Source organism: Pseudomonas sp. AP19, from assembly GCF_001728855.1.
Lineage (GTDB): Bacteria > Pseudomonadota > Gammaproteobacteria > Pseudomonadales > Pseudomonadaceae > Aquipseudomonas > Aquipseudomonas fluorescens.
Map to the genome: position 1 here is coordinate 89626 of NZ_LXJP01000015.1, position 23474 is coordinate 113099.

19 protein-coding genes and 2 pseudogenes are annotated in these 23474 nt (G+C 57.3%); 17 read left to right on the plus strand and 4 right to left on the minus strand.

Going from position 1 to position 23474, the window contains the following annotated elements:
• Positions 1 to 55: 55 nt before the first annotated feature.
• The 7 genes from A7D21_RS13345 (at position 56) to A7D21_RS13375 (ending at position 11765) form a co-directional block, all read left to right on the plus strand.
• Positions 56 to 2584, plus strand: coding sequence for a LuxR C-terminal-related transcriptional regulator (locus A7D21_RS13345; protein WP_256556162.1), 2529 nt, complete (start codon positions 56 to 58; stop codon positions 2582 to 2584).
• A 168-nt stretch (positions 2585 to 2752) separates the two neighbouring features.
• Positions 2753 to 4831 carry a hydantoinase/oxoprolinase family protein gene (locus tag A7D21_RS13350; protein ID WP_069551907.1) on the plus strand — a complete coding sequence of 693 codons (2079 nt, stop codon included), beginning with the start codon at positions 2753 to 2755 and terminating at the stop codon, positions 4829 to 4831.
• Positions 4832 to 4844: 13 nt separating this feature from the next.
• Positions 4845 to 6503 (plus strand): hydantoinase B/oxoprolinase family protein, encoded by a 1659-nt coding sequence (locus A7D21_RS13355; protein ID WP_053255910.1) that lies wholly within the window; start codon positions 4845 to 4847, stop codon positions 6501 to 6503.
• 195 nt (positions 6504 to 6698) lie between these two features.
• Entirely contained in the window at positions 6699 to 7460 is a 762-nt protein-coding gene (locus A7D21_RS13360) for a hypothetical protein (RefSeq protein WP_232005419.1), read from the plus strand.
• Between the two features lie 30 nt (positions 7461 to 7490).
• Entirely contained in the window at positions 7491 to 8312 is an 822-nt protein-coding gene (locus A7D21_RS13365) for an aspartate/glutamate racemase family protein (protein WP_053255908.1), read from the plus strand.
• Between the two features lie 20 nt (positions 8313 to 8332).
• Entirely contained in the window at positions 8333 to 9673 is a 1341-nt protein-coding gene (locus tag A7D21_RS13370) for an MFS transporter (protein ID WP_069551908.1), read from the plus strand.
• A gap of 145 nt (positions 9674 to 9818) precedes the next feature.
• Positions 9819 to 11765: a pepsin-like aspartic protease gene (locus tag A7D21_RS13375; RefSeq protein WP_069551909.1), complete on the plus strand. Its 1947-nt coding sequence runs from the start codon at positions 9819 to 9821 to the stop codon at positions 11763 to 11765.
• Here A7D21_RS13375 and A7D21_RS13380 read toward each other — a convergent pair.
• The 3 genes from A7D21_RS13380 to A7D21_RS13390 all read right to left on the minus strand — a co-directional run bounded on the left by A7D21_RS13380 (position 11740) and on the right by A7D21_RS13390 (position 14428).
• Positions 11740 to 12723, minus strand: coding sequence for a GlxA family transcriptional regulator (locus A7D21_RS13380; RefSeq protein ID WP_069551910.1), 984 nt, complete (start codon positions 12721 to 12723; stop codon positions 11740 to 11742). The genes A7D21_RS13375 and A7D21_RS13380 overlap by 26 nt on opposite strands.
• Before the next feature lie 415 nt (positions 12724 to 13138).
• Complete coding sequence (locus A7D21_RS13385) at positions 13139 to 13747, minus strand: LysE family translocator (protein WP_053255904.1); 609 nt, start codon at positions 13745 to 13747, stop codon at positions 13139 to 13141.
• Positions 13748 to 13963: 216 nt separating this feature from the next.
• A complete protein-coding gene (locus A7D21_RS13390) occupies positions 13964 to 14428 on the minus strand; it encodes a hypothetical protein (protein ID WP_069551911.1) in 465 nt (154 codons plus the stop codon).
• Positions 14429 to 14685: 257 nt separating this feature from the next.
• Here A7D21_RS13390 and A7D21_RS13395 point away from each other — a divergent pair.
• The 4 genes and pseudogenes from A7D21_RS13395 to A7D21_RS35290 all read left to right on the plus strand — a co-directional run.
• Positions 14686 to 15207: pseudogene (locus A7D21_RS13395) on the plus strand (N-acetyltransferase family protein).
• Positions 15208 to 15219: 12 nt separating this feature from the next.
• Positions 15220 to 15474: a hypothetical protein gene (locus A7D21_RS13400; RefSeq protein ID WP_053255901.1), complete on the plus strand. Its 255-nt coding sequence runs from the start codon at positions 15220 to 15222 to the stop codon at positions 15472 to 15474.
• Positions 15475 to 15523: 49 nt separating this feature from the next.
• Positions 15524 to 15769: a Pathogenicity locus gene (locus A7D21_RS13405; protein ID WP_053255900.1), complete on the plus strand. Its 246-nt coding sequence runs from the start codon at positions 15524 to 15526 to the stop codon at positions 15767 to 15769.
• A 25-nt stretch (positions 15770 to 15794) separates the two neighbouring features.
• Positions 15795 to 15905 (plus strand): annotated as a pseudogene (locus A7D21_RS35290) (IS5/IS1182 family transposase); the annotation flags it as partial.
• Here A7D21_RS35290 and A7D21_RS13410 read toward each other — a convergent pair.
• On the minus strand, positions 15898 to 16821 hold the full coding sequence (locus A7D21_RS13410; protein WP_053255899.1) for a LysR family transcriptional regulator: 924 nt from the start codon (positions 16819 to 16821) through the stop codon (positions 15898 to 15900). The pseudogene A7D21_RS35290 and the gene A7D21_RS13410 sit on opposite strands and share 8 nt — an antisense overlap.
• A 191-nt stretch (positions 16822 to 17012) precedes the next feature.
• Here A7D21_RS13410 and A7D21_RS13415 point away from each other — a divergent pair, with 191 nt between their 5' ends.
• The 6 genes from A7D21_RS13415 to A7D21_RS13440 are packed head-to-tail and all read left to right on the plus strand — an operon-like array spanning position 17013 to position 23362.
• Entirely contained in the window at positions 17013 to 17996 is a 984-nt protein-coding gene (locus A7D21_RS13415) for an aldo/keto reductase (protein WP_053255898.1), read from the plus strand.
• A 51-nt stretch (positions 17997 to 18047) separates the two neighbouring features.
• A complete protein-coding gene (locus A7D21_RS13420; protein ID WP_053255897.1) occupies positions 18048 to 19211 on the plus strand; it encodes an argininosuccinate synthase domain-containing protein in 1164 nt (387 codons plus the stop codon).
• Between the two features lie 58 nt (positions 19212 to 19269).
• On the plus strand, positions 19270 to 20028 hold the full coding sequence (locus tag A7D21_RS35295; protein WP_139372230.1) for a hypothetical protein: 759 nt from the start codon (positions 19270 to 19272) through the stop codon (positions 20026 to 20028).
• 8 nt (positions 20029 to 20036) lie between these two features.
• Positions 20037 to 20699 (plus strand): adenylyl-sulfate kinase, encoded by a 663-nt coding sequence (cysC, locus tag A7D21_RS13430; RefSeq protein WP_069551913.1) that lies wholly within the window; start codon positions 20037 to 20039, stop codon positions 20697 to 20699.
• Between the two features lie 23 nt (positions 20700 to 20722).
• Positions 20723 to 22045 (plus strand): diaminopimelate decarboxylase, encoded by a 1323-nt coding sequence (gene lysA / locus A7D21_RS13435; RefSeq protein WP_069551914.1) that lies wholly within the window; start codon positions 20723 to 20725, stop codon positions 22043 to 22045.
• Between the two features lie 45 nt (positions 22046 to 22090).
• Positions 22091 to 23362, plus strand: a complete 1272-nt coding sequence (locus A7D21_RS13440; protein ID WP_069551915.1) for an ATP-grasp domain-containing protein — start codon at positions 22091 to 22093, stop codon at positions 23360 to 23362.
• Positions 23363 to 23474 lie beyond the last annotated feature (112 nt).

The following is a 23474-nucleotide window of genomic DNA, read 5'->3' on the forward strand; positions in this document are numbered from 1 at the left end:
GGTTGGCAAGCTGACACCTCCTTTTACATTGCTGACCTCCTTGCCTCGCCAGGCCTTGATCGCTTCTTTTCTCGCGCGAATCGTCGGCCCTCTGGTGTTGGTGATAGCGCCTGCCGGGTTTGGCAAAACCACGCTGTTGATGCAGTGGCGACAAGTCCTGCTGTCAGCGTCAACACCTTCGACCGTCGCTTGGCTGTCATTGGATGAGGCGGACTGCGACCCTAATCGTTTCCTCGCCTATCTGATCCTGACGCTGGACCACGCAGGCCTCGATCTGGGCCACCTTACAGGCCTGGCCCATGCACAGGCGCTGGAAGCCCAACCGCAGCGCACGATAACGGCGTTGCTCCACGCACTGGCGCGTTCAGACCGAAAGGTCACGTTGTTCCTGGACGATTATCACGCGGTGGCAAACCCTCAACTCGACGCCATCGTGCAGGCCTTGCTGGAACAGGCTTCGCCGTGGCTCGAATGGGTTGTGTCCGCACGCCAGAGGCCCGGCTGGCCGCTGGCGAAGTGGAAAGCCAACGGCTGGGTGCACGAAGTATCCGCCCACGCGTTGACGCTCACGCCCTCGGAAACCGCAGCCATACTGGGCGCCGATATACCGGCCGCCGAACTGCACGACTTGCACGAGAGAACCGAAGGTTGGGCGATGGCCGTGCAATTGGCCAAATTGTGGCGCAGCAGTGGTGATGCATCGTTGTATGGCCTGCATGCTTTTTCGGGGCGTGTCACCGACATGGCCGAGTATTTCACGGGGCAGGTGGTACAGCGCCTGTCACCGCAGTGCCAGGATTTTCTGCGGGACATGGCGTTGCTCGAGCGCTTCAACGCCGAACTCGCCGACGCGGTACGTGGCCGCAGCGACAGTGCGCAGTTGCTGGCGCAGTTGACACACCTGGACGCCCTGCTCGTCCCCTTGGATGCCGGTCGCCAGTGGTTTCGTCATCACCGATTACTCCAGGACTTCCTCAATCAACGTATCGATGCGGGCGCAGCACGTAATATTTATAACGCCGCCGCCCAATGGCTGGCTGAAGAAAAGGACTGGGTACAGGCCATACGCTATGCGTTGCGTGCACGTAACACCCGTCTCGCGGTTGACCTGCTGGTGCAGGCCGGCGGATGGGAGGTGGTGCTGCACAACGGCATTCGTTACGCAGAAAGCCTGCGTCAGCAATTCGATGAAAAGACGCTGCGCACCGAACCGGACCTGTTGCTGCTCCAGGCGTACTTGCACGCCAAGCTCGGCGAACACGCCCTCGCCAATCAATTGCTCGATTTGATCCGCGACCGGGTCCAGGCAGATCGACGGCTTGCGCGAGACTTTCATGTGGTACGCACGCTGGCCGATGGCTATATCGATCGATTCGATTTGCCAAGCTGCGAAAGCGCTCCAGGCGACACTATGCTCACCGCCGGTACCCTGGAATGCGCGCGTGCCTTGCAGACCCTCAAGCAGGGTCAACTGTTGCTGTCCCTGCAAGTGATTCGCTCGGCGCACCTCAAGATGCGTGTGGTCGGCAGCTCACGCGGTGAGAGTTACTGTCGCATCCACGAGGCCCAAGTCCTCGCCTTGACAGGCGATATCTCCGGGTCTGCACAGGTCGTCGACATCGCGGTGGCTATCGCCGACAGCCAGTTCGGCAGCGAGAGCTCTGTCAGAGCAGTGGCGGGCTGCCTCAAGGCGCAGCATCTGTATTGGCAAGGTGCCTGGGCCGAATCCACACCCTGGGTTCGCGACGGTTGGGCCTCGCTCAAACAGACCGACGCCTGGCTGGATATCACGGCCGTCACCGCGGAGGTCGCCTGGCGCACTTCGCTGCGCAATCTTGGACTGCAACCGGCGTTACTCGAACTTGCGCAGGTGGCCGAACTCGCCACTGCGCGCAACTGGCCGCGGTTGACGCGGCTGGTTAACGCCTGGCGAGTCGACCTTCTGGTGCAAGGCGGCGCGTTGACGCAAGCGCGGCAGGAGGCGCTGGCCAATCACCTGGAACGCGCGGCAAGGAGCCCTGATGACTGGCGCAACCATGAGGCCGCAACGTTGGCACTGGCCAGGTTACAGTTCGCGACGGGGGCATCGGCTGACGCACTCAATCACCTGCAGCGCGGCGCGCAACGCCTGCAAGAACGCGGCTTGCAGTTGCCCGCCTGGCGCCTGCAACTGCTCGCACTGGCCGCCCAGGGCAAGGGCCGTCCACCCGAGCAAAACGCGATCCTGGCCTCGATACCCGCCCTGGCACTGCCCGGCCTGCTGCTGGAAGCAGGGCCTTGCATACTGACGGCGCTGGAAGCCTGTACCAATACCGCCCACAACCAGCACGCGATCATCACGCGCCTGCGCGGGTGGCGCGCCCACCCGGTGCGTTCGCGCATGTCCTTCAGCGCCAAGGAAACACAGATTCTCACCTTGCTTGCCCAAGGCCAATCGAACAAAGCCATAGCCCTGGCGATGGATATTTCTGAAAACACCGTGAAGTTCCATCTCAAGCATGTGTTTACCAAGCTGTGTGTCGACAGCCGCACCGCCGCCATGGCTGCAGCGTTGCGTCTTGGGCTGCTTGACGCGCCTCATTGATCCACCAACCTACCCAGGCGGGTAGTCGATGCGCCCAAAACCTCGTCACCTACCCGCCCTGCTCATAGCCTGCGCCGCGCAGCGCGCCCTAGCATGCCTCAACACCAGCGAAAGGCTCTCGCCTGGCGCCCCTCACAACGTAAGTACAGCAGGAGATGCCCTGTGGGTATGGACGGCAAAACAGTGCGTGTGGCCACCGACGTCGGCGGTACTTTTACCGACCTCGTGTATTTCGAAAACAACCCGGCCACCGGCGAACAAACGATTCGTACGGCCAAAGTCGACACCACGCCACCGAACTTCGCTCTAGGCGTGCTCAATGTCATCCGCAAGGCTGACGTGGATTTGGCGGCCGTAGACTTCCTGGCGCACGGCACCACCGTGGTGATTAATGCCCTGACCGAACGCCGGGGCGTCAAGACAGGATTAATAACCACCCACGGCTTTCGCGATGTGCTGGAGATCGCCCGTGCCAATCGCCCGGATTACTTCAACCTGAAATGGGTAAAGCCAGCCCCCTTCGTACCGCGCTATTTGCGTCGTGAAATAACCGGACGCTTGCATACCAATGGTCAGGAGCGGCAACCGCTTGAACTGGCGCAAGTCGCCGCAATCATTGAAGCGTTCCGCGCCGACGACGTACAGGCGATTGCGATTTGCCTGCTGCACGCCTATGCCAATCCGGCCCATGAACAGGCCGTACTGAATGAAGTGCGCAGGCTCTGGCCAGACGTGTCCGTCGTCGCGTCCCATCAGATCACCCGGGAATGGCGTGAGTATGAGCGCTCCAGCACGACCGTGCTGTCCGCCTATGTCCAGCCCATCGCCGCACGCTATCTTGACGAGTTGGCCAGCGGTTTGCGCGACAGCGGCTACAAGGCCCCGTTGTACATCATGCAGTCGAACTGTGGCATCGACAGTGTGGAGCATGCGCGGGAAACGCCGATCACCATGGTCGAATCGGGGCCAGCCAGTGGCTTTTGGGCGGCTGCCGAGTTGGGACGGCTGATTGAGGAACCGAACGTGCTGGGCCTCGACATTGGTGGTACCACAGCCAAATGTGCACTGATTCGCAACGGCCAAGTGTCGATCAAAACCGACTACTGGATTGAACGTAACCGGATCAACGCGGGTTACCCGATCATGGTACCCGTAGTGGACCTGGTGGAAATCGGCAACGGCGGCGGTTCGGTCGCCTGGGTGGACGACTTCGACAAACTGCATGTTGGCCCGCATTCCGCCGGCGCCGTGCCGGGGCCTGCCGCCTACGGCAACGGCGGCACACAGATCACCACCACCGATGCCAACCTGATGCTCGGGCGCATCAACCCGGATTACTTTTGTGGCGGCAACGTGGTGGCCGACCTGCCTGCCGTTGTGCGTGAACTGGACGCCCTTGGCCAACGCCTGCACTTGCCGCCGGATGAGATCGCACGCGGCGTCGTGCGCTTGGCCAACGACAACATGGTCAATGCGTTGAAGCTGGTGTCTTTAAGCCGCGGGCATGACCCGCGTGAGCTGACATTGATGGCATTCGGCGGCGGTGGCGCCATGCATGCCGTTGCACTCGCGCAAGAGTTGGGTGTGCGAAAGGTCATCGTCCCCCGCAATGCTTCGGTGTTCTCGGCTTGGGGCATGACCCTCTCGGACTTGCGACGCGACCTGTTTATCAACCGCTTTGTGCAGACCGCCCACCACGGCGAACGCCAGCAGGCTCAATTGTTTCTCGAAGAGTTGTCGGGGGCCGCCCGCGAACAGTTCGTCGCGCAAGCCATCCCCCCTCAGCACGTCGAAATCCAGATGCATTGCAAGTTGCGCTATCAAAACCAGGAGCACGCGGTCGAAGTACCGCTCGACCCGCACGAACGCATCGACACCGACTGGGCCGTGATCGAACAACGCTTTCACACGCTCTATGAGCAGCACTACACCTATGCCCTACAAGCCCCGGTGGAAATCATCGGCTTTCACCTGGTGGCCATCGCTCAAGTCGGCAAATTGGCGCCCCAGGCGCTGCCCGTCACCGGGCGCCTGATCGGTGATGCCTGCAAGGGCCGGCGACGCGTCGACTACGCCCAGGAAGGTATTCATGAGGCAAGCCTCTATGACTACGCCCTGCTTGAACCATTGATGACATTTTTCGGTCCGGCCATTGTCGAGGACGCAGGCACAACCGTGGTGGTACACCCCGGCAACCGCGTGCAGGTGGATCGTCTTGGCAACCTGCACATCATGATCAACGGCTGACGGAGTATTCACCATGCACACCCTCGATATCTTTACGCGCGACATCATCCAGAACTCGCTTCAGGCGATTGCCGACGAGATGTTCACCGCCATGCGCAAGGCTGCCATGAGCCCGGTGATCTACGAAGTGCTGGACATGGGCACAGGCATCACCGACGCGCACGGTGAGATCGCCAGTTCCGGCGCAGGCATTCCAGCCTTTGTCGGCGTGCTGGACAAAGCCGTGAAAAAAATTCGCCAGCACCATCCGTTGCCGCAGGATATTGAAGAGGGTGATGTGTTCATCAGCAACGACCCTCACGATGGTGCAGTGACTCATCTGAACGACGTGGTATTGGCCATGCCGGTGTTTGCCGACGGCCTACTGGTTGCCTGGACGGCGAACATTGCGCACTGGAACGATGTGGGCGGCCGAGTGCCTGGGTCGTTATCGACGGATGCCACGGATATCTTTCAGGAGGGCCTGCGCCTGGGCTCGGTAAAGCTGATCAGCAAGGGCCAACCGATCCGTTCGGTGTTGCAGATATTGCGGGCCAACACCCGTATGCCGGACTTCATGGAAGGTGACCTTTGGGCCGGGGTCGCCGCCGTACGCGGTGGCGCCGCACGGCTGCGCGAGCTCACCGAAAAATACGGCACCGTGCTGTTTTTACTGGCGATGAAAGACTTCATGGATTTGGGCGAAAAGATGTCGCTCAAAGCCCTGGCAACATTGCCTGCCGGGCAACTGAACCTTGAAGAGCTGCAAGACGACGGCAGCCTGTTCAAGGTTCGGATTGATATCCGCAGCACTGAGTTGGTGATCGACCTGCGGGACAACCCGGACCAGTGCCTGGGGCCGACCAACCTGAGTCGCGACGGCGCGGTGGTCGCCGCACAAATGGCGTTCAAGGCCTTGACCACGCCGCAAGGCATCACCAATGGCGGTACTTTTCGACCCCTGCGGGTACTGACTCGCCCAGGCTCGTTATTCGACGCCATGCCGCCTGCCGCAGAGGGCTTTTACTTCGAGAACCTGATTCGGGTGCACGACCTGATCCTGTGCTGTCTGGCCCAGCAGTTTCCCGATCGTTTGCCCGCCGGCAATTTCGCTTCCGTGTGCGCCACAATCATCGGCGGCGTGCACCCGGACACCGGCCGCGTGTTTACCCTGGTGGAGCCGGAAATTGGTGGCTGGGGCGCAGAACCCGGGCGCGATGGCAACAATGCGGTTTACTCCGGGTTGCATGGTGAGACCTACAACTGCCCCGTTGAAGTCTGTGAGGCGCGTTATGGGCTGTATGTAGAGCGCATGGCGCTGAATGACGAACCCGGCGGGCACGGCCAGTTCCGCGGTGGCCGCGGCGTGTGCATTGACTACCGGATTCGTGCCGATGACAGCTTCATGACCTGCGGCTACACCCGTTCGGTCATCCCGCCCTGGGGCCTGGACCAAGGCGGCGAAGGCACGCCCAATTATGTCGAAGTCATCCGCAAAGACGGTCAACACGAGCGTTACTGCATGGCCAGCGGCATTGCCTTGAATGCCGGAGACCTGGTCAGAGTTCGCACCGGCGCAGGCGGCGGGTATGGCCCTGCCAGCCGGCGCGACCCGCACGCCGTTCGCGAGGACCTGAAAAATGGCTATATCGACGCCGCGACCGCCCGCTCGGTTTACGGCCTGACACCTTAGCCCCGGGTCGCCTCGAACCCACCTGACGCGCGGCTTGAAAACAACAACAAAAAAGAGAGCACAACCATGAAACCGCAACACTCATCGCGTTTATGGGTAGCGCCCGCGCTTGCCCTGATTTTGGGAATCACACCCTCGGCACAGGGCGATCAGTTCATTGGATTCGCCCAGCCGGGAATACCCGGAAAGTGGGCATTGGAATCTTTCCCCGTGTTCAATCGCACCAAGGATGGCGACGTGCGAGCGGGCAGTAATACGGTCCTGGCGTACTTCTCCGAAACCGGCTTGACCGGAACGCAGCGCGATCAGGTGCAGTTCTGGGTAGGCGCCGATGCGGGTTACACCGGCGCTAATGGCACACGCAGCAATGGTTCGTGGGGCGTCGCCTCCCCCAACCTGGGCCTGGCCTATTACTACAACGTGCTAGAACCCACCAGCCCGTATGGCTCCGACGACTTCACCACGTTCTGGGTCAACCCAACCCTTTCGCTGGAGTTTCCCAACGGCAACGATGAAGGCACGGGATATGGCGCCTTCGCCAACCGCTACGGTGCCAGCTTCAGCGTCGCCAACTACCTGCGTGTAGGGCGTTTCGCTGCCACGTTCACGCCGGTCGGCATCCATTACGCCGCGCGCAATCGTCACGCTACCGACCTTGGCGACGGTGCCCCCACGCGGCTTCAAGGGGGTGTCAGCTGGTGGTTCGCAAACGTTGCGGCCGGGTATCTGGTGACCGACGACTTATGGCTCGGTGTGCATCACGCCTATCACATCAACAACCGTACGGCCTCGGACTTCAAGGAATCGCGCCAAGGCAAAATCGGCCCGGCGATGACCTACACAGGTTTCAGCAAACAGGGCTTCTTCCTGTCGACCAACCTGAACGTCGATTACTACCACAGCGACAACCTGCCCCATTCCAATAGCTTGACCATGGCGCTGGTTAAATTTTTCTAGCGCCACTCACTCGCCTATGAGGAATACCGTATGGACAGCACTACCCCCACTCTTGCGCCCCACGACATGCCGGTCATCGTACGCTGGCTTAACCCCATCGGGTGCCCGACCTTCGACGCGCCTATCGCCGAACTGCTGCACAGCATCAAACAACCCTCCACCGAAGTTGAGGTCGTGTCGTTCGACATGGCCTCAAGCCCCACCCACCTGGAATACCGCGCCTACGAGGCTCTCACCTATGAACGCACCGTGCGCGTTGCCCGCGATTGTGCACAGTCGGGCGTGGATGCATTGGTGCTGGGCTGCTTTTACGACCCGGCATTGGCCGATGCCCGCGAACTGTCCGGTAAGACCCTGGTCGTGGGGCCCTGCCAGGCCAGCCTGCAAGTGGCGGCGCACCTGGCGAATCGGTACTCGATCATTGTCGGGCGTACCAAATGGATTGAGCAGATGCGCAGCCTCGTCCAAAGCTACGGTGCCGGCGACAGATTGGCGTCCATGCGACCGCTGGGCATGGGCGTGGATGAGTTCCAGCTCGACCACGCGGTGACGCGCCGCAAGATCATCGAACAAGCTCGGCGCGCCGTCGAAGATGACGGCGCCGAGGCCATTATCCTGGGCTGCACCATCGAATTCGGCTTTTTTGAGGAGGTGCAGCGGGAGGTCGGCGTACCGGTGATCGACCCGGTAGTGGCGGCATTCAAAGTGGCCGAAGCCATGGCCGGAATGAAACGCAGGTTTGGCTGGCGCCCGAGCCGCGTGGGCAGCTGTGAGCCGCCACCCGAAGCCGAAATCAAACGATTCGGCTTGTTCCAGGGCCCCGCCCCCATCGGCAATCGCGTCAAAGCCTGACCACAAAAAGGATAGCCACTATGAGTGAGATTCCCTCGACGCCACACACTACAGCGGCGCTCAATCGCAACGTGGGTGATGTGTTCAGAGACGTTCCGCTAACCCGTAACCACCTGCGGTGTTGCTTGGTGTTGTTCCTGGTATTTGCGATTGAAGCGTGGGAGATGATGATCATCGTCTACACCGCGCCGCTGATTGCTGCGGATTTTTCCCTGGATGCACTCGCACTGGGCCATCTGATCGGCGCGATGTTCATCGGCATGCTGCTGGGGGCGTTGGCCTGGGGCAAGCTGGCCGAACACATCGGTCGCAAACGCGCGATTATCTGGAGCCTTGGCAGCTATGGGGTGATCTCGTTGGCCAGCGCGTTTGCACCGGACTATTCGAGCTTGTATGCCCTGCGATTGCTCTCCGGAGTTGCGGCCGTGGGCATGATAGTGGTGACATTTGCGCATTTTCAGGAGCTGCTGCCGGTACGCCATCGCGGCGCGTTGACGGTGTATCTCGCCTCGGGCTGGCCGATCGGAATGTTATTGGCCCTGGGCGCCACGGTATGGCTGATGCCATATGGTTGGCGCGCCGTTATCGTCTTGAGTTCGCTGGGCGGGTTATGGGCGATTGCCGTAGCGCGCTGGGTACCAGAGTCGCCTTACTGGCTGGCGTCAGTCGGGCGCCAGGAAGATGCCAAGGCAACAATTTATACATTGAGCCAAGGCTCGATGCTTATACCCGAGGGGTGCGAGCTGCAGGTCGATCGGACAACATCCGGGCGTCAACGCGACATGTTCACGGGCGCACTGCTCAAGGTCAGCCTGCTGCAAATAACCGTTAACTTTACATTTTCGTGGGGTTACTGGGGCCTGCAAACATGGCTGCCGACGCTGCTCCAGCAACGTGGCCTGAGCCTGCCGCAAAGCTACGGTTTTATTGCGCTGTCGGCGCTGTGCATGATTCCGGGGTACATGGCGGCGGCCTATTTGACCGCGCGGCTGGGGCGTAAAAAAGTCATCCTGAGTTTCATTGGCGCAGCGGTGCTCGCCGGGTACGGGTTCGCCAACGCCCATAGCCTGGAAATGCTCTACCTGAGCAACTTCGCCCTGGCCTTTTTCAGCCTCGGTGCCTGGGGTGTATGGGGTACCTGGATTGGCGAACTGTACCCGACGGCCCTGCGCACAGCGGGCTATGGCTGGGCCATCTTCGCCCAGCGCGTGGCGAACGTGCTGGCACCCTCGCTGATCGGTGCACTGATCGCCTATGGCTCCTCGTTCAACCTGACCGCCACCATCATCAATGCGTTCCTGCTGGTCACGATGTTGCTCGCCGCGTTGATTCCCGAAACGGAAGGCGAGGCATTGCGTTAAAGCGCCCTGGCTTCAGCGTCGAATCCGACTGATCCAAGCGCACGCTACTGGCATTCACGGGCAGGCGTAGCAGATTGAATAGGCGCCTTAGACGGCTCCCGATATCGGTCGGGAGCCCCGGATCACCCTTGGAAACGGAGTTCCCATGGACAGCAATCCACCACCAGACCGTTTGGTTTTCCCCATGCAGCGCGGGCCTTTTCAAAACAACGGCGCCTCGCCGTGGTACTGCACGCTCAATCTTGGCACGCCAGGGCAAAGGCTGAAGTTCGCGATCGACTCAGGCACTAATATCAATTGGGTCACATCGACGCTCTGCCCGCATGATCAATGTGTCCATTTCGCGGATGGCCGTTTTGACGTTGCAGCGTCCAGCACCTTCCGTTTTACCGATTGCCTGCGTCGGCCTTACAGCTTTGGCCCATGGGGCACGATGCAGGTCGAGACGGCTTCAGACGTATTGGCCACGCCAGCCGGCGCTCGCTTGGATACCCAGCTGTTTGTAGCCGCGAACTATGCGGGTGAGCAATTCAAACAGCTCGACTGGGACGGCGCACTGGGCCTGCCTTGTAGCAGTGCGTACGTAGAAAGTCGCAACTCGTTTGTGCTCCAGTCATTGATGCGTGAGGGGCAACTGTCCCCGGCCTACCCGTTTGTGGCGTTTGACTGGAACCGTCATGAGCGCAATGGCACCTGCCAAATGGGCGCGGTTGACCCGTTAAAAACTCAGGGCCCACGCCTGTTTTTACCCTGGTCCGCCTACACCGCCTTGCCCGGGGTTGAATACATCTGGTCGACCGAACTCAAGTCTTATACCGTCGGCACAGAACAGTTGGCCGCCGATATCAAGTTCGCGATCGATTCCGGTTCTTCGCGGTTCAAGGGCGACGATACATTGATGCGCCAGACACTGGCCCGTATTGCCCAGGGAGGCGAACCTGACGTTGTGTTGGGATTTGCCGACGGCGAACTCACCTTGGGAGCCAATCTCTACAACTGCCTGATCGACGAAGGTCCGCAAAAAGGCCAGGTGCTGCCACAGTTCAATGCACTCGGCCTGACCGATCTAGTGCTGGTGGGGTCGGTGGTCATGGAGCATTGCTACACGGTGTATGAATACCAGGTGGTGCAATGCTCGAACACGGTTTACTCCCTGTCACCGGTGGGCGTCTGGCTATTCAATCGCCCGGATAGCCCGCAAATCATTACCCAATCTTCTTCGCGGCGCTTCGCCCCCGGCGAACGAACGGTGCTCGACGGCAAGACCACCCTGCTCAGGGTTGCCAGTGAAACTGTCTCGGTCGCAGGCACCTGGCAGAACGACTACGGCTCACTGATGAGCCTGAACGTCTCGGACCGGCAAGTTTGCGGCTCTTACCAATCTTCAACCGGCTCAACTGGCCGCTATGCCATCCGCGGATTTACAGCGGGAGCAGGTGCCACACGCATTAAAAACCAGCCGTTGGCATTGGCCATTGAGTGGCACGACCTTGGCGACGAAACGAGCGACCCCAGTTGGAACTGGGTCTCGGGATTGAGCGGGCAGTTGAGTACTGACGACAGAGGTGATGTGCTGACACTGTCGCACCTGCTGGTCGCATCGGGTGACTTTCCTGACCTTGCGAGCCGGGGGAACTACCTCGACAAGCTGGTTTATCGCCGAGTGGCAGAACACCCCCCAGCCACATCCTGTGAGCCTATCGAAGTGATGCCGGTCGAAAACGCGTTAGCCGGCCAATGGGTCGCCCTTGATCAAACGATCCTGTCATTGACGGTTGAGGCTGACAGCCAACATCGATTCGGAATTGTTCGAGGCTTTCTAACCACAAACGACACCGCTGTCGAACTCACCGGCTTTACCGACATCAACGCCGTCACCAGCAAGCTCGCGTTGCAATCCGTTAGTTTGACCGTAACAACTACGCAGGACGGTGCCGTCTCGACACTCTGCGGCACTTTGGATTTTGTGCAGCAAACGTTGAATCTGCTGGTACTGGCAAGCTCGCCAGTCCCGCCCGCACAGGCCTACCTCGCAACGAAAATTTCCTCGTTGAATTTCATCCGCGCTACTTCACCAGTCTCTTTTCCTTAGACGGTCTGTACCCGAAATACGCGCTATAGCACTTGCTGAAATGACTCGGTGAGACAAACCCGCACGCCACCAGCACGTCCACTTGCGACAGCTCGGTGTGCTGCAACAGGCGCCGCGCCTCGGTTACACGTAACTCCATGTAATAGCGTTGCGGTGTGGTGCCCAGTTGCTCTTTGAACAGCCGCTCAAGCTGGCGGCGCGAGCGGCCGGCGTAGACGGCCAGTTGATCGAGCTCCAGCGGTTCTTCGAGGTTGGCGTCCATCAACTTGACCACTTCGCGCAGCGGTGCGCTGACGCAGACATTTTCCGTCGGTTTGATGCGTCGGTAGCGCGATTCTTCGAAGGCGAGGATGTCTTCGATGCCTTCGACCAGCGCCTTGCCGTGCAAGCCTTTGATCCAGTCCAGCGCCATGTGGAATGCACCCGACGGGCTGGAAGCGGTCAGTCGGTCGCGGTCGATCACGTAGGGCTCACTGGTGACCTGGGCGGCCTTGGACACTTCTGCCAGTGCCGGGCGATGCTCCGGGTGGATGGCGCATCGATAGCCTTGCAGCAGCCCGGCGCGGCCCAGGAACCAGGAGCCGTTCCACAAACCGGCGAGGCTCACACCCTGTTCGGCCGCGCTGCGCAACAGCTGGATGAAATCGTCGCCCGCTTTGAGCTCGGTGCGAAAGCCACCGCAGACGACCAATAAGTCCAGGTCCGACAACACCGACAGCGCCAGGCGCGCATCGGGGCGGATCACCAGGCCCAGGTCACTGATGACTTCACCGTCGCCGCAACCAAACGTACGGGTGGCGAACAGCTCGGGGCGCAGCAGGTTGGCGGTGATGAGTGTATCGAGGGTCTGGGTGAATGCGGGCAGGGAGAAGTGTTCGAGCAGCAAAAACCCGACACGCGTGACCTGCGGCGGCTGCTGGGTGTTTTCATTGAGGTAGCGCAGGTTCTTGCCTTTCATGCCACCGCTGAACTGGCGTCTTTCCATCGAGGGTTGGCCCACTCTTATTGTTGATGCAGTGGGCGCTATCTTAGGGGCAAATGCGCAAACTGTCCCGGTGCTTTGCCCGCACGGTTAATGGCTGATCTTTAGAAAACCGCCGGCCTTGCGGCCCCGCAGTCGCAGCGTTGCCGGACCATCTGATACGGTTTTTTCTTTTCTATCTGCGCCTGTATCGAAATGCCGCCGAAGCGGACAATGGCGACATCCCGACATTCCTGTCGCTCCCCTTCCCTTCGGAGGCCTTATGACCAAGATGGCAATTTTTCTGTTCGGTTTTTTGGTGTTGACCATTGGCATTGGCTTGCTGGCGACCATCTCGCCGGTGTAACCGCGGAACCGGGCGGGCCGCTTGCGAGGGCATCGACGCAGCCGATCAACTGACAAACAGCATCGGGTACAACGACAACACCAGCAAGCCGGCCATCGACCAATTGAACACCCTTATCCAGCGTGGCTCGCGCAACACGTTACGCAGGCCGGTGCCGAAGCCCGCCCATACGCACACGCTGGGCAGGTTGACCACTGCAAACACCAGGGCAATCACCAGCACGTTGGTCACATACCCCTCAGCCGGCGTGTAGGTGGTGATCGCGCCCAACGCCATGATCCATGCCTTGGGGTTGACCCATTGAAAGGCGGCTGCGCCTAAAAAGGTCATGGGCTTGCCGTGCTCACCGCTGCTGTCGGACATGCCTCCAGACGTCGCAATCTTCCACGCCAGGTACAGCAAGTACGTCGCGCCCACATAGCGCAGTACGGTGTAGGCCCAAGGGAAGAGTTTGAACACCTCACCCAGGCCCAGGCCGACCGATATCACCAACAGCATGAAACCAATACTGATCCCCAACGCATGGGGCATCGAGCGGCGGAACCCGAAGTTCACGCCTGAGGCGAGCAACATCGTGTTGTTGGGCCCGGGGGTGATTGAAGACACGAAGGCAAACAGCACAAACGCTGACAGTAGGCTGGTAGACATGAACATGGCGCGGCATCCAAGCGGTGATGGTATGCCTGCGACAGTAGTCGGTTGCGGTCACAACCGCCCCGTACAGCTAGGGGCGGATCGAGGAATACACTTTGGCCCTAGTCAACAAGAGCCCATCCGGTTTGCCACGGATGACGCAATTTCAACCTGACTGGAAACGGTTCCCGATGGTTGCGCCGGGAACCGTCTATCTTGGCTGACAACACACGGGGCTCAGTTTTGTGGCCGTTGCTTGGTCGAGTCCAGCTCGGCTTTTTTACCGGTGGAAATCTCGGTGATTTGCGCGGACTTGGCGATGGCGAAATCAAACGTGTCCTGCATTTTGGCGATGGCGTCGGTCGACGTGCCGTTCAACCCACCGTTGGCGGCCCAATCGAAGTTCCACACCCCCGACAGGTTATCGGCACCGGCCACGTCGTGAGTTTCGATGGCGGTGAACACATCCGGATTGCGCTCCATGTACTTGGCAGCATCGGATACATCGGTGGGCACCTTGCCAGAGGCATTGTTGGCCAACTGCGTCAGTTCCTGCTTGGTAATCGCTGACTTGCCGGTCTGGCGCAGGTAGTCGGCAATCACCTTGCTGGACTTGGCAATGTTCAACTTGTCATCGAACGTAGACGGTGAGGACTTTGGAGTGTTCGGCCCGCCGGCCGCGGGCGTTACGGTAGTAGACATCGGCGCTGCTCCCTCAATGGAACGAATGAAATCGTCGTGCTGACGATACCCCGACGCGGACGTTAGCATGGGCAAAGAGCCATTCCCCACGCTTCACAACATTTCACAACGGCAGGCCGGTTTTCGCAGCGCGTTCGCCGGTTTAACCAGGCTAATCAGAGGATGCGCAGTTGCTCAAGGATTTCGCCTCGCAGGATAAGGCCCTTGGGCTAGGCTGGACGCTATCAAGGGCTGCACACTCATCAACAGGGAGGCACATGATCCACATTCGTGAAGCGACCAACACCGATATCGATACGCTGCGTGAGGTCGGTTGCGAAACCTACCGCGAACACTTTTCGACGTTATGGTCTCCTGCCGGCCTGCAAGGTTTCCTCGATCAAGACTTCTCAGCCAGCGCGCTGGGCCGGTCACTCGACGTGCCCGAACGCCAGCTCTGGCTGATGGCTGCAGACGAACACGGTAAGGCAGTTGGATTTGCCAAGGTCAATTGGTCAACCCCCGCGCCTTGAACCGGTGACGTGGGTGCAGAGCTGCAGAAAATCTACTTCCTGAAATCCGCCGCCGGGATGGGTTACGGAAAACGACTGTTGCAGGTCATTCGTGATAAAGCCGCCCAACGCGGGGAACGCTGGCTTTGGCTGGACGTGCTCAAAACCAATGCACCTGCGCAGCGCTTTTATCAGACGGTTGGGTTTCAACGCATCGGCGAAATTCCGTTCAGTACGGACCTGGCTGAAATCGGTATGGTGGTGATGGCGCTTGAATTGCAGCCATAAACGGGGAAGCAAATGGAAGCATTGATCCATGGGCTCGATGGGCCCAGAACCGCTCAGCAGGAACTGTTTTACGACCTTGAAGACGCGACCGCTGTTATCGGCTGGTCGCTGGTTGAACTGACGGCCATGGCGCAAAGCGGCAGAACGCCGGATGAAGCCGTGGCGCTGATGAAAGTATGCGCGCTGTTGATCGCTCAACAGCAAAAGCTTGGCGTGTACGCAGAAGAGGTCAAGGTGCACCGTATCGTCCGGGCAGAGGCCCCGTGAACACGGGCCGGTCGCTTAGGTGATCCGCCACCCTAAAAGGAATGTATGCATGCCGTTCTCACCGCAAGAAAGCCGCGCGTTACTCGCCCTCAAGGGTGTCGGCCCCACCGTCATCACACGGTTGGAGCAGATGGGTATCGACTCGCTCGACGCGCTCGGGAAATCCGATGTGAATGACATCCTGGCTCAGGTATCGGCGGCGCTCGGTTCGACGTGCTGGAAGAACAGCCCTCAGGCCCGCGCGGCGATTACTGCCGCGATAGCGCTTGCGAGGGCTCAGGCTGAAGAGGCGTGAGCGCCCCTGGGGGGCCCATGCCTGAAATGAGCGAGCCAGACGGTTGATCATGCATCATGATCGGCTACTCGATGTGATTGAGGCGTGGGAGTGGCTGGCCGAGGCTCACATGCTTGCTCGCCGGCTTATCACTTGAATTTGTCTAAACCCTCTAACCGGGCACTTATCTGCTGACAATTTTTCCGAAGGGAATCAACAAAATGTTCCACGGTAGACGATTCGGGGCGGTGCAACGGCCGTACGACACTGACACAGTAAGAAATTGAATGTGAAAAGCGACGAATCTGCAAACCTCGCCCGACATAGTCGAGGGCGGTGATCGGATTCACAATGGCAACGCCCACCCCCAGGTTAACGGTCGCACACACGGCGCTCGCGCTATGTGTCTCTACCGCGAGCCGTCTTTCAATGCCCGACTGGTGGAAGATAGCGTCCGTTTTTCTTCTGTAGGGATCATCCGCCGCAAGGTAAACAAAATTTTGCCCCTCGAAGTCTTGTGGTGTGAGGACTGTTTTCGCATTTAATTCGTGATAAGACGGTAAAACACACACCACGTCGAGGTTCAAGAGTGTTTCGATGTAGGTGCCCGGGGGTGTTTCCAGGGTTTCAGTCAACCCCAGGTGATAACGCTGAGCAGTCAGCGATTCCTCGAGGGCGGGCGATTCCTGGGGCGTGATATTGATGCTGACGCCAGGAAATTCACTGCAGAAATCCTGGCAGACCTGTGGCAACAAGGCATTCGAGAAAGCCGGTATGCACGTCAACGAAATTTGCCCTTGCCGAAAATGCCTGATGGCCTCGACGGCATTTTTCACTCGGGCTAACCCCACATAGCTGCGTTGAACTTCATCGAACAACATCAGCCCATGCTCAGTCGGAATCAACTTTGCACCCGCGCGCTTGAACAACGTCAACTGAGTCAGCGTTTCGAACCGGCTGAGCTCTCGGCTGATGGTGGGCTGCGAGGTATGCAGAAGTTCAGCGGCACCCGTCGCGCTGCCTGTCGTCATTACCGCCCAAAATACTTCCACATGGCGAAAACTGAAATTCATGAGCCAACCCGCGATGAATCGAACAAGCCATACCATATCAGAAATGAATAGCCAGCCACTAAATTGATATTTTTACTTTGTTTTTTTGCTGAGCATACTTTCCAGGTACTCGAGACTTTAATGATCAGGATGATCGCTACATGAGTGCGCTTATCGCGTCCTGAATAAAATAACCCTACAGCGAGCGGGCGATGAAATACCGGCGATTTGGACGACTGGAATGGAATGTTTCTGAAGTGGGATATGGAATGTGGGGGGTCGCGGGAGGTGAAGGGGGTTGGACCGGCTCATCCGATGTCAGCGGCATGGCGGCGTTGGAGCATTCGATTCAACTAGGCTGCAACTTTTTCGATACGGCGTGGATTTATGGTCGTGGCCACAGCGAAAAAATGCTGGGGGAAGCATTACGAAACCACCCAGGCAAAACCTTATATGTAGCCACTAAAGTCCCCCCCAAGAACCGCGAATGGCCCTCGCACCGGGGCGACCGTTTAGACCAGATTTTCCCGCCCGACCATATTGAAGAATATGTCGAGAAAAGTTTGCAGTCACTCGGCTTGGCGTCCCTGGATTTACTGCAATTTCATGTCTGGGAAGATGCGTGGGCTCATGATGAATCCTGGATACGCGTGGTGGATGACCTCAAACGGCAACGCCTGATTCGCGGCATCGGCATCAGTGTCAATCGCTGGGAACCCACCAACGTACTCGACACGCTGAAAACAGGAATGATCGACGCGGTACAGGTGATTTATAACGTCTTTGATCAAGCGCCTGACGATGAATTACTTCCGTTATGCCGCGAACTGGACATTGCCGTCATCGCCAGGGTGCCGTTCGACGAAGGCTCTCTGACGGGGAATTTAACGATCGACTCAACGTGGCCTGCCGGTGATTGGAGAAGCAGCTATTTCGTGCCAGAAAACCTGGCAGCGACGGTGGCGCGGGTCGAGTCTTTGAGGCGGGCTCTTCCCGCCGATACTCAGCTATCGGACGTCGCGCTGAGGTTCATTCTGTCCAACGATAACGTCGCAACGACTATTCCTGGCATGCGCTCTATTCCACATGTCGAAGCGAACATGGCGTGTTCTGACAAGGGCAAGATAGAGCCGGCGTTAATGACGCTACTACGACAGCACCGATGGGACCGTGAACCGACCGCGTGGTCGCAGTAACAGGCGTGAAGCGAAACTGTTAATAACAACAACTCTCTAAAGGACTACCACGTGAAATTCTCGGACTTGAAAGGTAAGAAAGTTGGCATCTGTGCCTCCGGTGGCTTGGTCAGCTTATTCATCGCGCAGCGTTTGAAAGAGGAGCACGTTGACGTCGAACAGTTCATTGTCGACATTGGTCAACCGGGTGATGAAGCACACGAGTTTTGTGCAGACAACATCGAATTGATGCAGGCCGTTAATGTCATTGATTTGAAGGAAGACATTGCGCTCAGCTTTCTCCACGCTGTACGTGCCCAGGCGCAGTACGACGGTGGCTACTGGAACACGACTGGCATCGCCAGAGCCGTAACTGTTAAAGGCCTGGTTGATGCATTGCGCGAACGTCAGTGCAGTGTATTGGCCCACGGCGCCGTTCATGGCGGCAACGATGAATTCCGCTTCAATTACTACCTGAAAATGTTTGCGCCAGAGATCACGCCCTTTTCTCCCTGGGAAGACCCAACCACGTCAGATCGTTTTCGAACCCGCGTAGACATGGGCGACTTTGTTGCCGACGCCGACGAAACCATGATGCGTACGAAAGCCCATCACTCCGTTGATGCCAACGTCGGCGGTGTGTCGCATGAGAACCGCGAAGTTGAGGTGCTCTCAAATTCACCCGACATGATCAGCCCGATCATGGGCGTCAAGGTCATGGATGCGCCCGACGTGCCAGAGACTTGCAGTATCACCTTTAAGCAAGGTATTCCCGTTGAGATTAATGGTCAGTCAGTGAGTTACTACCAGGCACTCGCTGAAGCCAACAGGATCGCAGGCCGCAATGGGGTGGTCTTGAAGAACGTATTGGAAAACCGAATGAACGGCACTAAAGGCCGTGGCTTATACGAATCTCCGGGGCTGGACATGCTCGGCATCGCAGCGAAACATCTACTGCAAGCAACGGTCGACAAGGACTCATGGGAGGTCCTGCGGTTTTTGTCACCCTTTATCGCACGTCAATCGTATGCAGGTCGTTTGTATGACCCCGCCACGCAGGCCGCATTGGCCAACGTAGCCACATTGACTGAACAAGCGAATGGCACCGTCGATGTGATCGCTTATAAAGGCAACTACATGGTTGACCGCGTACGCGAATACTCCAAGTCGCGCTTTACCGCACAGCAATTCCGTTTCGCTCATGGCGGGCAAAAGTGGATCACTGAATCCGTTTAAGCCATGAGGGGCTGACTGTCCTGGCATCCTGCACATATTGCTGAAATAAAGGTTAACTATGCAGCACAGACTAATTGTTTTGTGGGCCCCTCCACGCTCGCTTTCCACCGCATTTGTACGTGTGATCGCCGCGCGTGGTGACTTCACTATCTTGCATGAGCCTCTGTGCGATCTGTCGGCGTGTGGTATATACAGCCATCCGCAGACGGATCATTCAACTCAGACGTTGAACAATTCAACCGAGCTTTTCAATTATGTACAGGCATTGCGCGCGCAACGTGCTGTGTTCATCAAGGACACCTGTGAGTTTGACTATCGTCATCGACTGACGGGAACGTCTTATATGCGCGAAGCGCAACATGTGTTCATGTTGCGCAATCCGGAAAAAGTAATTAACTCACACTACTATATTAACCCAGGCCTTACCTGCAGCGAGGTGGGCTACCAACACTTGGCTGAACTCTATGATGCCGTGAAGGCGGAGTCGATACATTCGCCCTTGTTCGTTGATGCGGACGACATGATCCTGAGCCCTGAGTGTGCAATTTCGAACTTTTGCAGGGATGCTAACTTGCAGCACCTGCCCGCTGCTCTCCAGTGGCAGAGCGGACACTTGGATGTGTGGGAGCGAACCCAGCATTGGCATTTGGATGCAGCAAACAGCACAGGCATTGCGCCGATCAAAAAGCAATACAGCACGCGCGTCGACAACCACCCGGTACTGCATGAATTCTACTTAGAAAATATGCCGCATTATGAGTATTTGAAGCGTGAAAGGGAGGCTGTACTAAACAAGCACCTTGGCGACCTAGGGTAACGAACGAAATGCCTATATCTGATGTGGCCTGTGACCTGACCTGGCAATTATTTCCCGTGGAACAATCTATGCGCAGCGCTAGATTGAAACAAAAACCTTGTGTGCTTTGGTTTACCGGCTTGAGTGGGGCTGGAAAGAGCACCGTGGCCGGTCTGGTAGAATCGCTGTTATTCCAGAAAGGTTACCTGACTTACGTGTTGGACGGGGATAACGTACGTCATGGGTTATGCCGTGACCTGGATTTCACCCACCAAGGGCGAAGTGAAAATATTCGACGGGTGAGTGAAGTCAGCAAGTTGCTTGCTGACGCGGGCTTAATCGTATTGACCGCATTTATTTCTCCTTTTCGACATGATCGCGCCCAGGTAAGAGCGCTGATTGGCGACAGTGATTACGTGGAAATCTTTATCAATGCCTCTTTTGATGTGTGCGAGGCACGCGATCCAAAAGGGCTGTATAAAAAGGCCAGGGAGAAACAGGTCGCCGAGTTTACCGGCATCGATTCTCCATATGAACCACCGGTACATCCCGAACTCATCATCAATACGGACACTCAAACCGCAATTGCTTGCGCTGAAAAGATTGTCAACTATTTGTACAGCACGGGTCGGTTGTTATTGGAATCAACGGATGACTGCTTATCCCGCGAGCGGGTCAGTGCACGCAGTTAAGCTCATCAATTGGAGGAAGCAAGATGGACCATTTTAATTTTGTCGACGGTCATTTACATGTGGAGCACCTTGATGTTCGTCAGATAGTCGAACAGCATGGAAGCCCCGTGTATGTCTATTCAGCACACACCCTGAAAAATCACTACACCGTGCTGAAAGATGCGTTTTCTGCCCTCTCGCCGTTGATTTGTTTCTCAGTTAAAAGCTGCAGTAATCTCAGCATCCTTAAGCTTTTGGTCGATCAAGGATCAGGGCTGGATGTGGTCAGTGGCGGTGAGCTCCACCGGGCACTGATGGCGGGAGTGACTGCGGACAAGATTGTGTTTGCCGGGGTCGGCAAGTCGCGTGAAGAAATTCGCTACGCGGTTGAAGCTGGCGTTTTCCTTTTTAATGTGGAGTCTGAAGGCGAGCTGCTGCGTCTGGATGAGGTCGCCACGACGGCCGGTAAGCGTATAAAAGTGGCCATTCGTATCAATCCGGATGTGGCGGATGCTGGCACCCCTGAGAAAACCTCAACAGGCGGCCGCCAGACAAAATTTGGCATACCGATGGAACGCGCCTACGAACTGTTCGAGCCGAAACGTTACTCAAGCGTCGATGTCGTTGGGATCCATATTCACCTTGGATCGCCGATTCCATCAGCTCAGACCTATTTGTCTGCCATCGATAAGATCGAGGACATGATCAACCGACTTAAGGCGACTGATTGTGCGATCGAATTTGTCAACATTGGCGGAGGTTTTCCAGCGCAGTACGGGACCGAAAGCAATCCCGTCGGCTCATTAACTGAAACGGGAGCACTTATTTGTCAGCGTCTGCAAGGGCTGAAACAGCGCGGTATCCGCTTCATCATTGAACCGGGTCGTTCGATCAGCGCAAATGCCGGTATTTTGCTGACCACCGTCGAATACATTAAACAAGGCTGGGATCGAAAGATCGCTATTGTCGATGCGGGCATGAACGTACTGCTGCGGCCCACCCTGTATGGTGCCAACCATGTTATTTGGCCAACCCATTTTGAAAATTTTTCTGGCCATTGGACGGCGTTAACCCACAGCGCTCAGCAGTCCGACGCCACTCACTTGGAGGAGACCGATATTGTTGGGCCTATTTGTGAGACCGGCGATCACTTTGCATTAGGTCGAGCATTACCGGCGTTTGACAATGGCAGTGTATTGGCGATTTTTTCATGTGGTGCGTATGGCATGAGTATGGCCAGCCAATACAACTCCCGTGGGCGCCCACCCGAAGTCCTGGTTGAGGGAATCAATGCCAAGTTAATACGGACTCGTGAAACTCACGAAGATTTAGTGGCTCACGAATTATGTGGCTTGGACAACGCTTGACGCTGACGCACTGCGGCGGCTCTCTAAATAGATTGGAATGTGACCATGACTCACAACATTGCAGTAATCGTCGATGCGTATTCCACTGGCGCGAAACTGGCCGCTAAGTTTCATGCAGAGGGCGTAGCGGTCCTGCACGTCCAAAGTGCCTCGCCCATCATTGATTTTTATATCAACGATTTCAGGCCCGACGACTTTATCGCCAACGTGGTATTTAACGGTTTGGCGGAATCTCTAGTCGAAATCAATCGATGGTTGAACGGCATCAAGCCTATTTGTGTTTTGGCCGGCGCCGAAACGGGTATTGAACTTGCGGATCTGCTCGCCGGCGAACTCGGCGTGGAGGGAAACTCCACAGAGACGTCGCGTGTTCGGCGAGATAAATACGCAATGGCCTGCGCGCTTAAAGAGGCGGGGTTAGCCACACCTTATTTTCTGCGCACAGACAATTTACACACGTTGACTGAATGGGCCTCAGGCCACGGCTGGCCAATTGTGCTGAAGCCCTTAGCCAGTGCAGGTAATGACAGTGTATTTTTCTGCAATGACCGAACCGAACTGGAAAGTGCTTTTCACTCCATCTATAACAAAGCCAACCGCTTTGGTGGGCACAATAACCATGTGCTGGCACAGACCCTTTTGAAGGGGACGCAGTACGTCATTAATAGTGTTTCAATCGACGCGCAGCATTATATTTCTGATATGTGGATCGATCGCCGCAAAGTGATTGCCGGCGCCTCAAATATTTATGATTGCGAAGAACTTCTGCCCTATGAGGGCGAGGTGCAGGAGGCTTTAGTCAGCTATATGAAAAAAGCGCTTGATGCGCTGGGTGTGCACAATGGGCCCGCTCACTCCGAAATCATGATGACGGCTGAAGGGCCGGTGTTGATTGAAACCGGCGCCCGCCTGCAGGGCGCCATGCTTGAAGAAGCGGTTATTGAGGCGCTTGGCGAGAGCCAAATCACGCTGACGATCGAACGTTATTGCCACCCTCACCTGTTCAAACGGCGTTTGGGCCAGCAGTACGTTTTATCAAAACATGTCCTATGCGTGGCGATGATCTCCGACCAGGAAGGCGTCGTTGTTGATACAACCGGCTTTGAGAAGATTCGCTCGCTTTCTTCCTATGCCTGCCATTTTCACCTGCCCGAAAAGGGCGACACGATTACACGCACCATCGACTTATTTTCGATTCCGGGCGTTGTTTACCTGAGCCATGAAGAATTCGCCGTTTTACAGGCTGATTACGCAACGATCCGTCGGCTTGAGAGTGCACACCAAGTGTTTTCTCTGAATGAGAACGTACCTGTATAAAGCCGGGTTCACTCGGCCCTAGCTGAGTTGAGCGAGTACCACAACCTTTTCTCGCTTGCCGGTTGACCACTTACAGCATCTCTGACGAACGCACATAGCGCTTAGATTGTTT

Coding starts and splice junctions, on each gene's coding strand:
- A7D21_RS13350 (WP_069551907.1), top strand. CDS start 2,753: ATGGACGGCAAAACAGTGCGTGTGGCCACCGACGTCGGCGGTACTTTT.
- A7D21_RS13355 (WP_053255910.1), top strand. CDS start 4,845: ATGCACACCCTCGATATCTTTACGCGCGACATCATCCAGAACTCGCTT.
- A7D21_RS13365 (WP_053255908.1), top strand. CDS start 7,491: ATGGACAGCACTACCCCCACTCTTGCGCCCCACGACATGCCGGTCATC.
- A7D21_RS13370 (WP_069551908.1), top strand. CDS start 8,333: ATGAGTGAGATTCCCTCGACGCCACACACTACAGCGGCGCTCAATCGC.
- A7D21_RS13375 (WP_069551909.1), top strand. CDS start 9,819: ATGGACAGCAATCCACCACCAGACCGTTTGGTTTTCCCCATGCAGCGC.
- A7D21_RS13380 (WP_069551910.1), bottom strand. CDS start 12,723: ATGAAAGGCAAGAACCTGCGCTACCTCAATGAAAACACCCAGCAGCCG.
- A7D21_RS13385 (WP_053255904.1), bottom strand. CDS start 13,747: ATGTTCATGTCTACCAGCCTACTGTCAGCGTTTGTGCTGTTTGCCTTC.
- A7D21_RS13390 (WP_069551911.1), bottom strand. CDS start 14,428: ATGTCTACTACCGTAACGCCCGCGGCCGGCGGGCCGAACACTCCAAAG.
- A7D21_RS13400 (WP_053255901.1), top strand. CDS start 15,220: ATGGAAGCATTGATCCATGGGCTCGATGGGCCCAGAACCGCTCAGCAG.
- A7D21_RS13405 (WP_053255900.1), top strand. CDS start 15,524: ATGCCGTTCTCACCGCAAGAAAGCCGCGCGTTACTCGCCCTCAAGGGT.
- A7D21_RS13410 (WP_053255899.1), bottom strand. CDS start 16,821: ATGAATTTCAGTTTTCGCCATGTGGAAGTATTTTGGGCGGTAATGACG.
- A7D21_RS13415 (WP_053255898.1), top strand. CDS start 17,013: ATGAAATACCGGCGATTTGGACGACTGGAATGGAATGTTTCTGAAGTG.
- A7D21_RS35295 (WP_139372230.1), top strand. CDS start 19,270: ATGCAGCACAGACTAATTGTTTTGTGGGCCCCTCCACGCTCGCTTTCC.
- cysC (WP_069551913.1), top strand. CDS start 20,037: ATGCCTATATCTGATGTGGCCTGTGACCTGACCTGGCAATTATTTCCC.
- lysA (WP_069551914.1), top strand. CDS start 20,723: ATGGACCATTTTAATTTTGTCGACGGTCATTTACATGTGGAGCACCTT.
- A7D21_RS13440 (WP_069551915.1), top strand. CDS start 22,091: ATGACTCACAACATTGCAGTAATCGTCGATGCGTATTCCACTGGCGCG.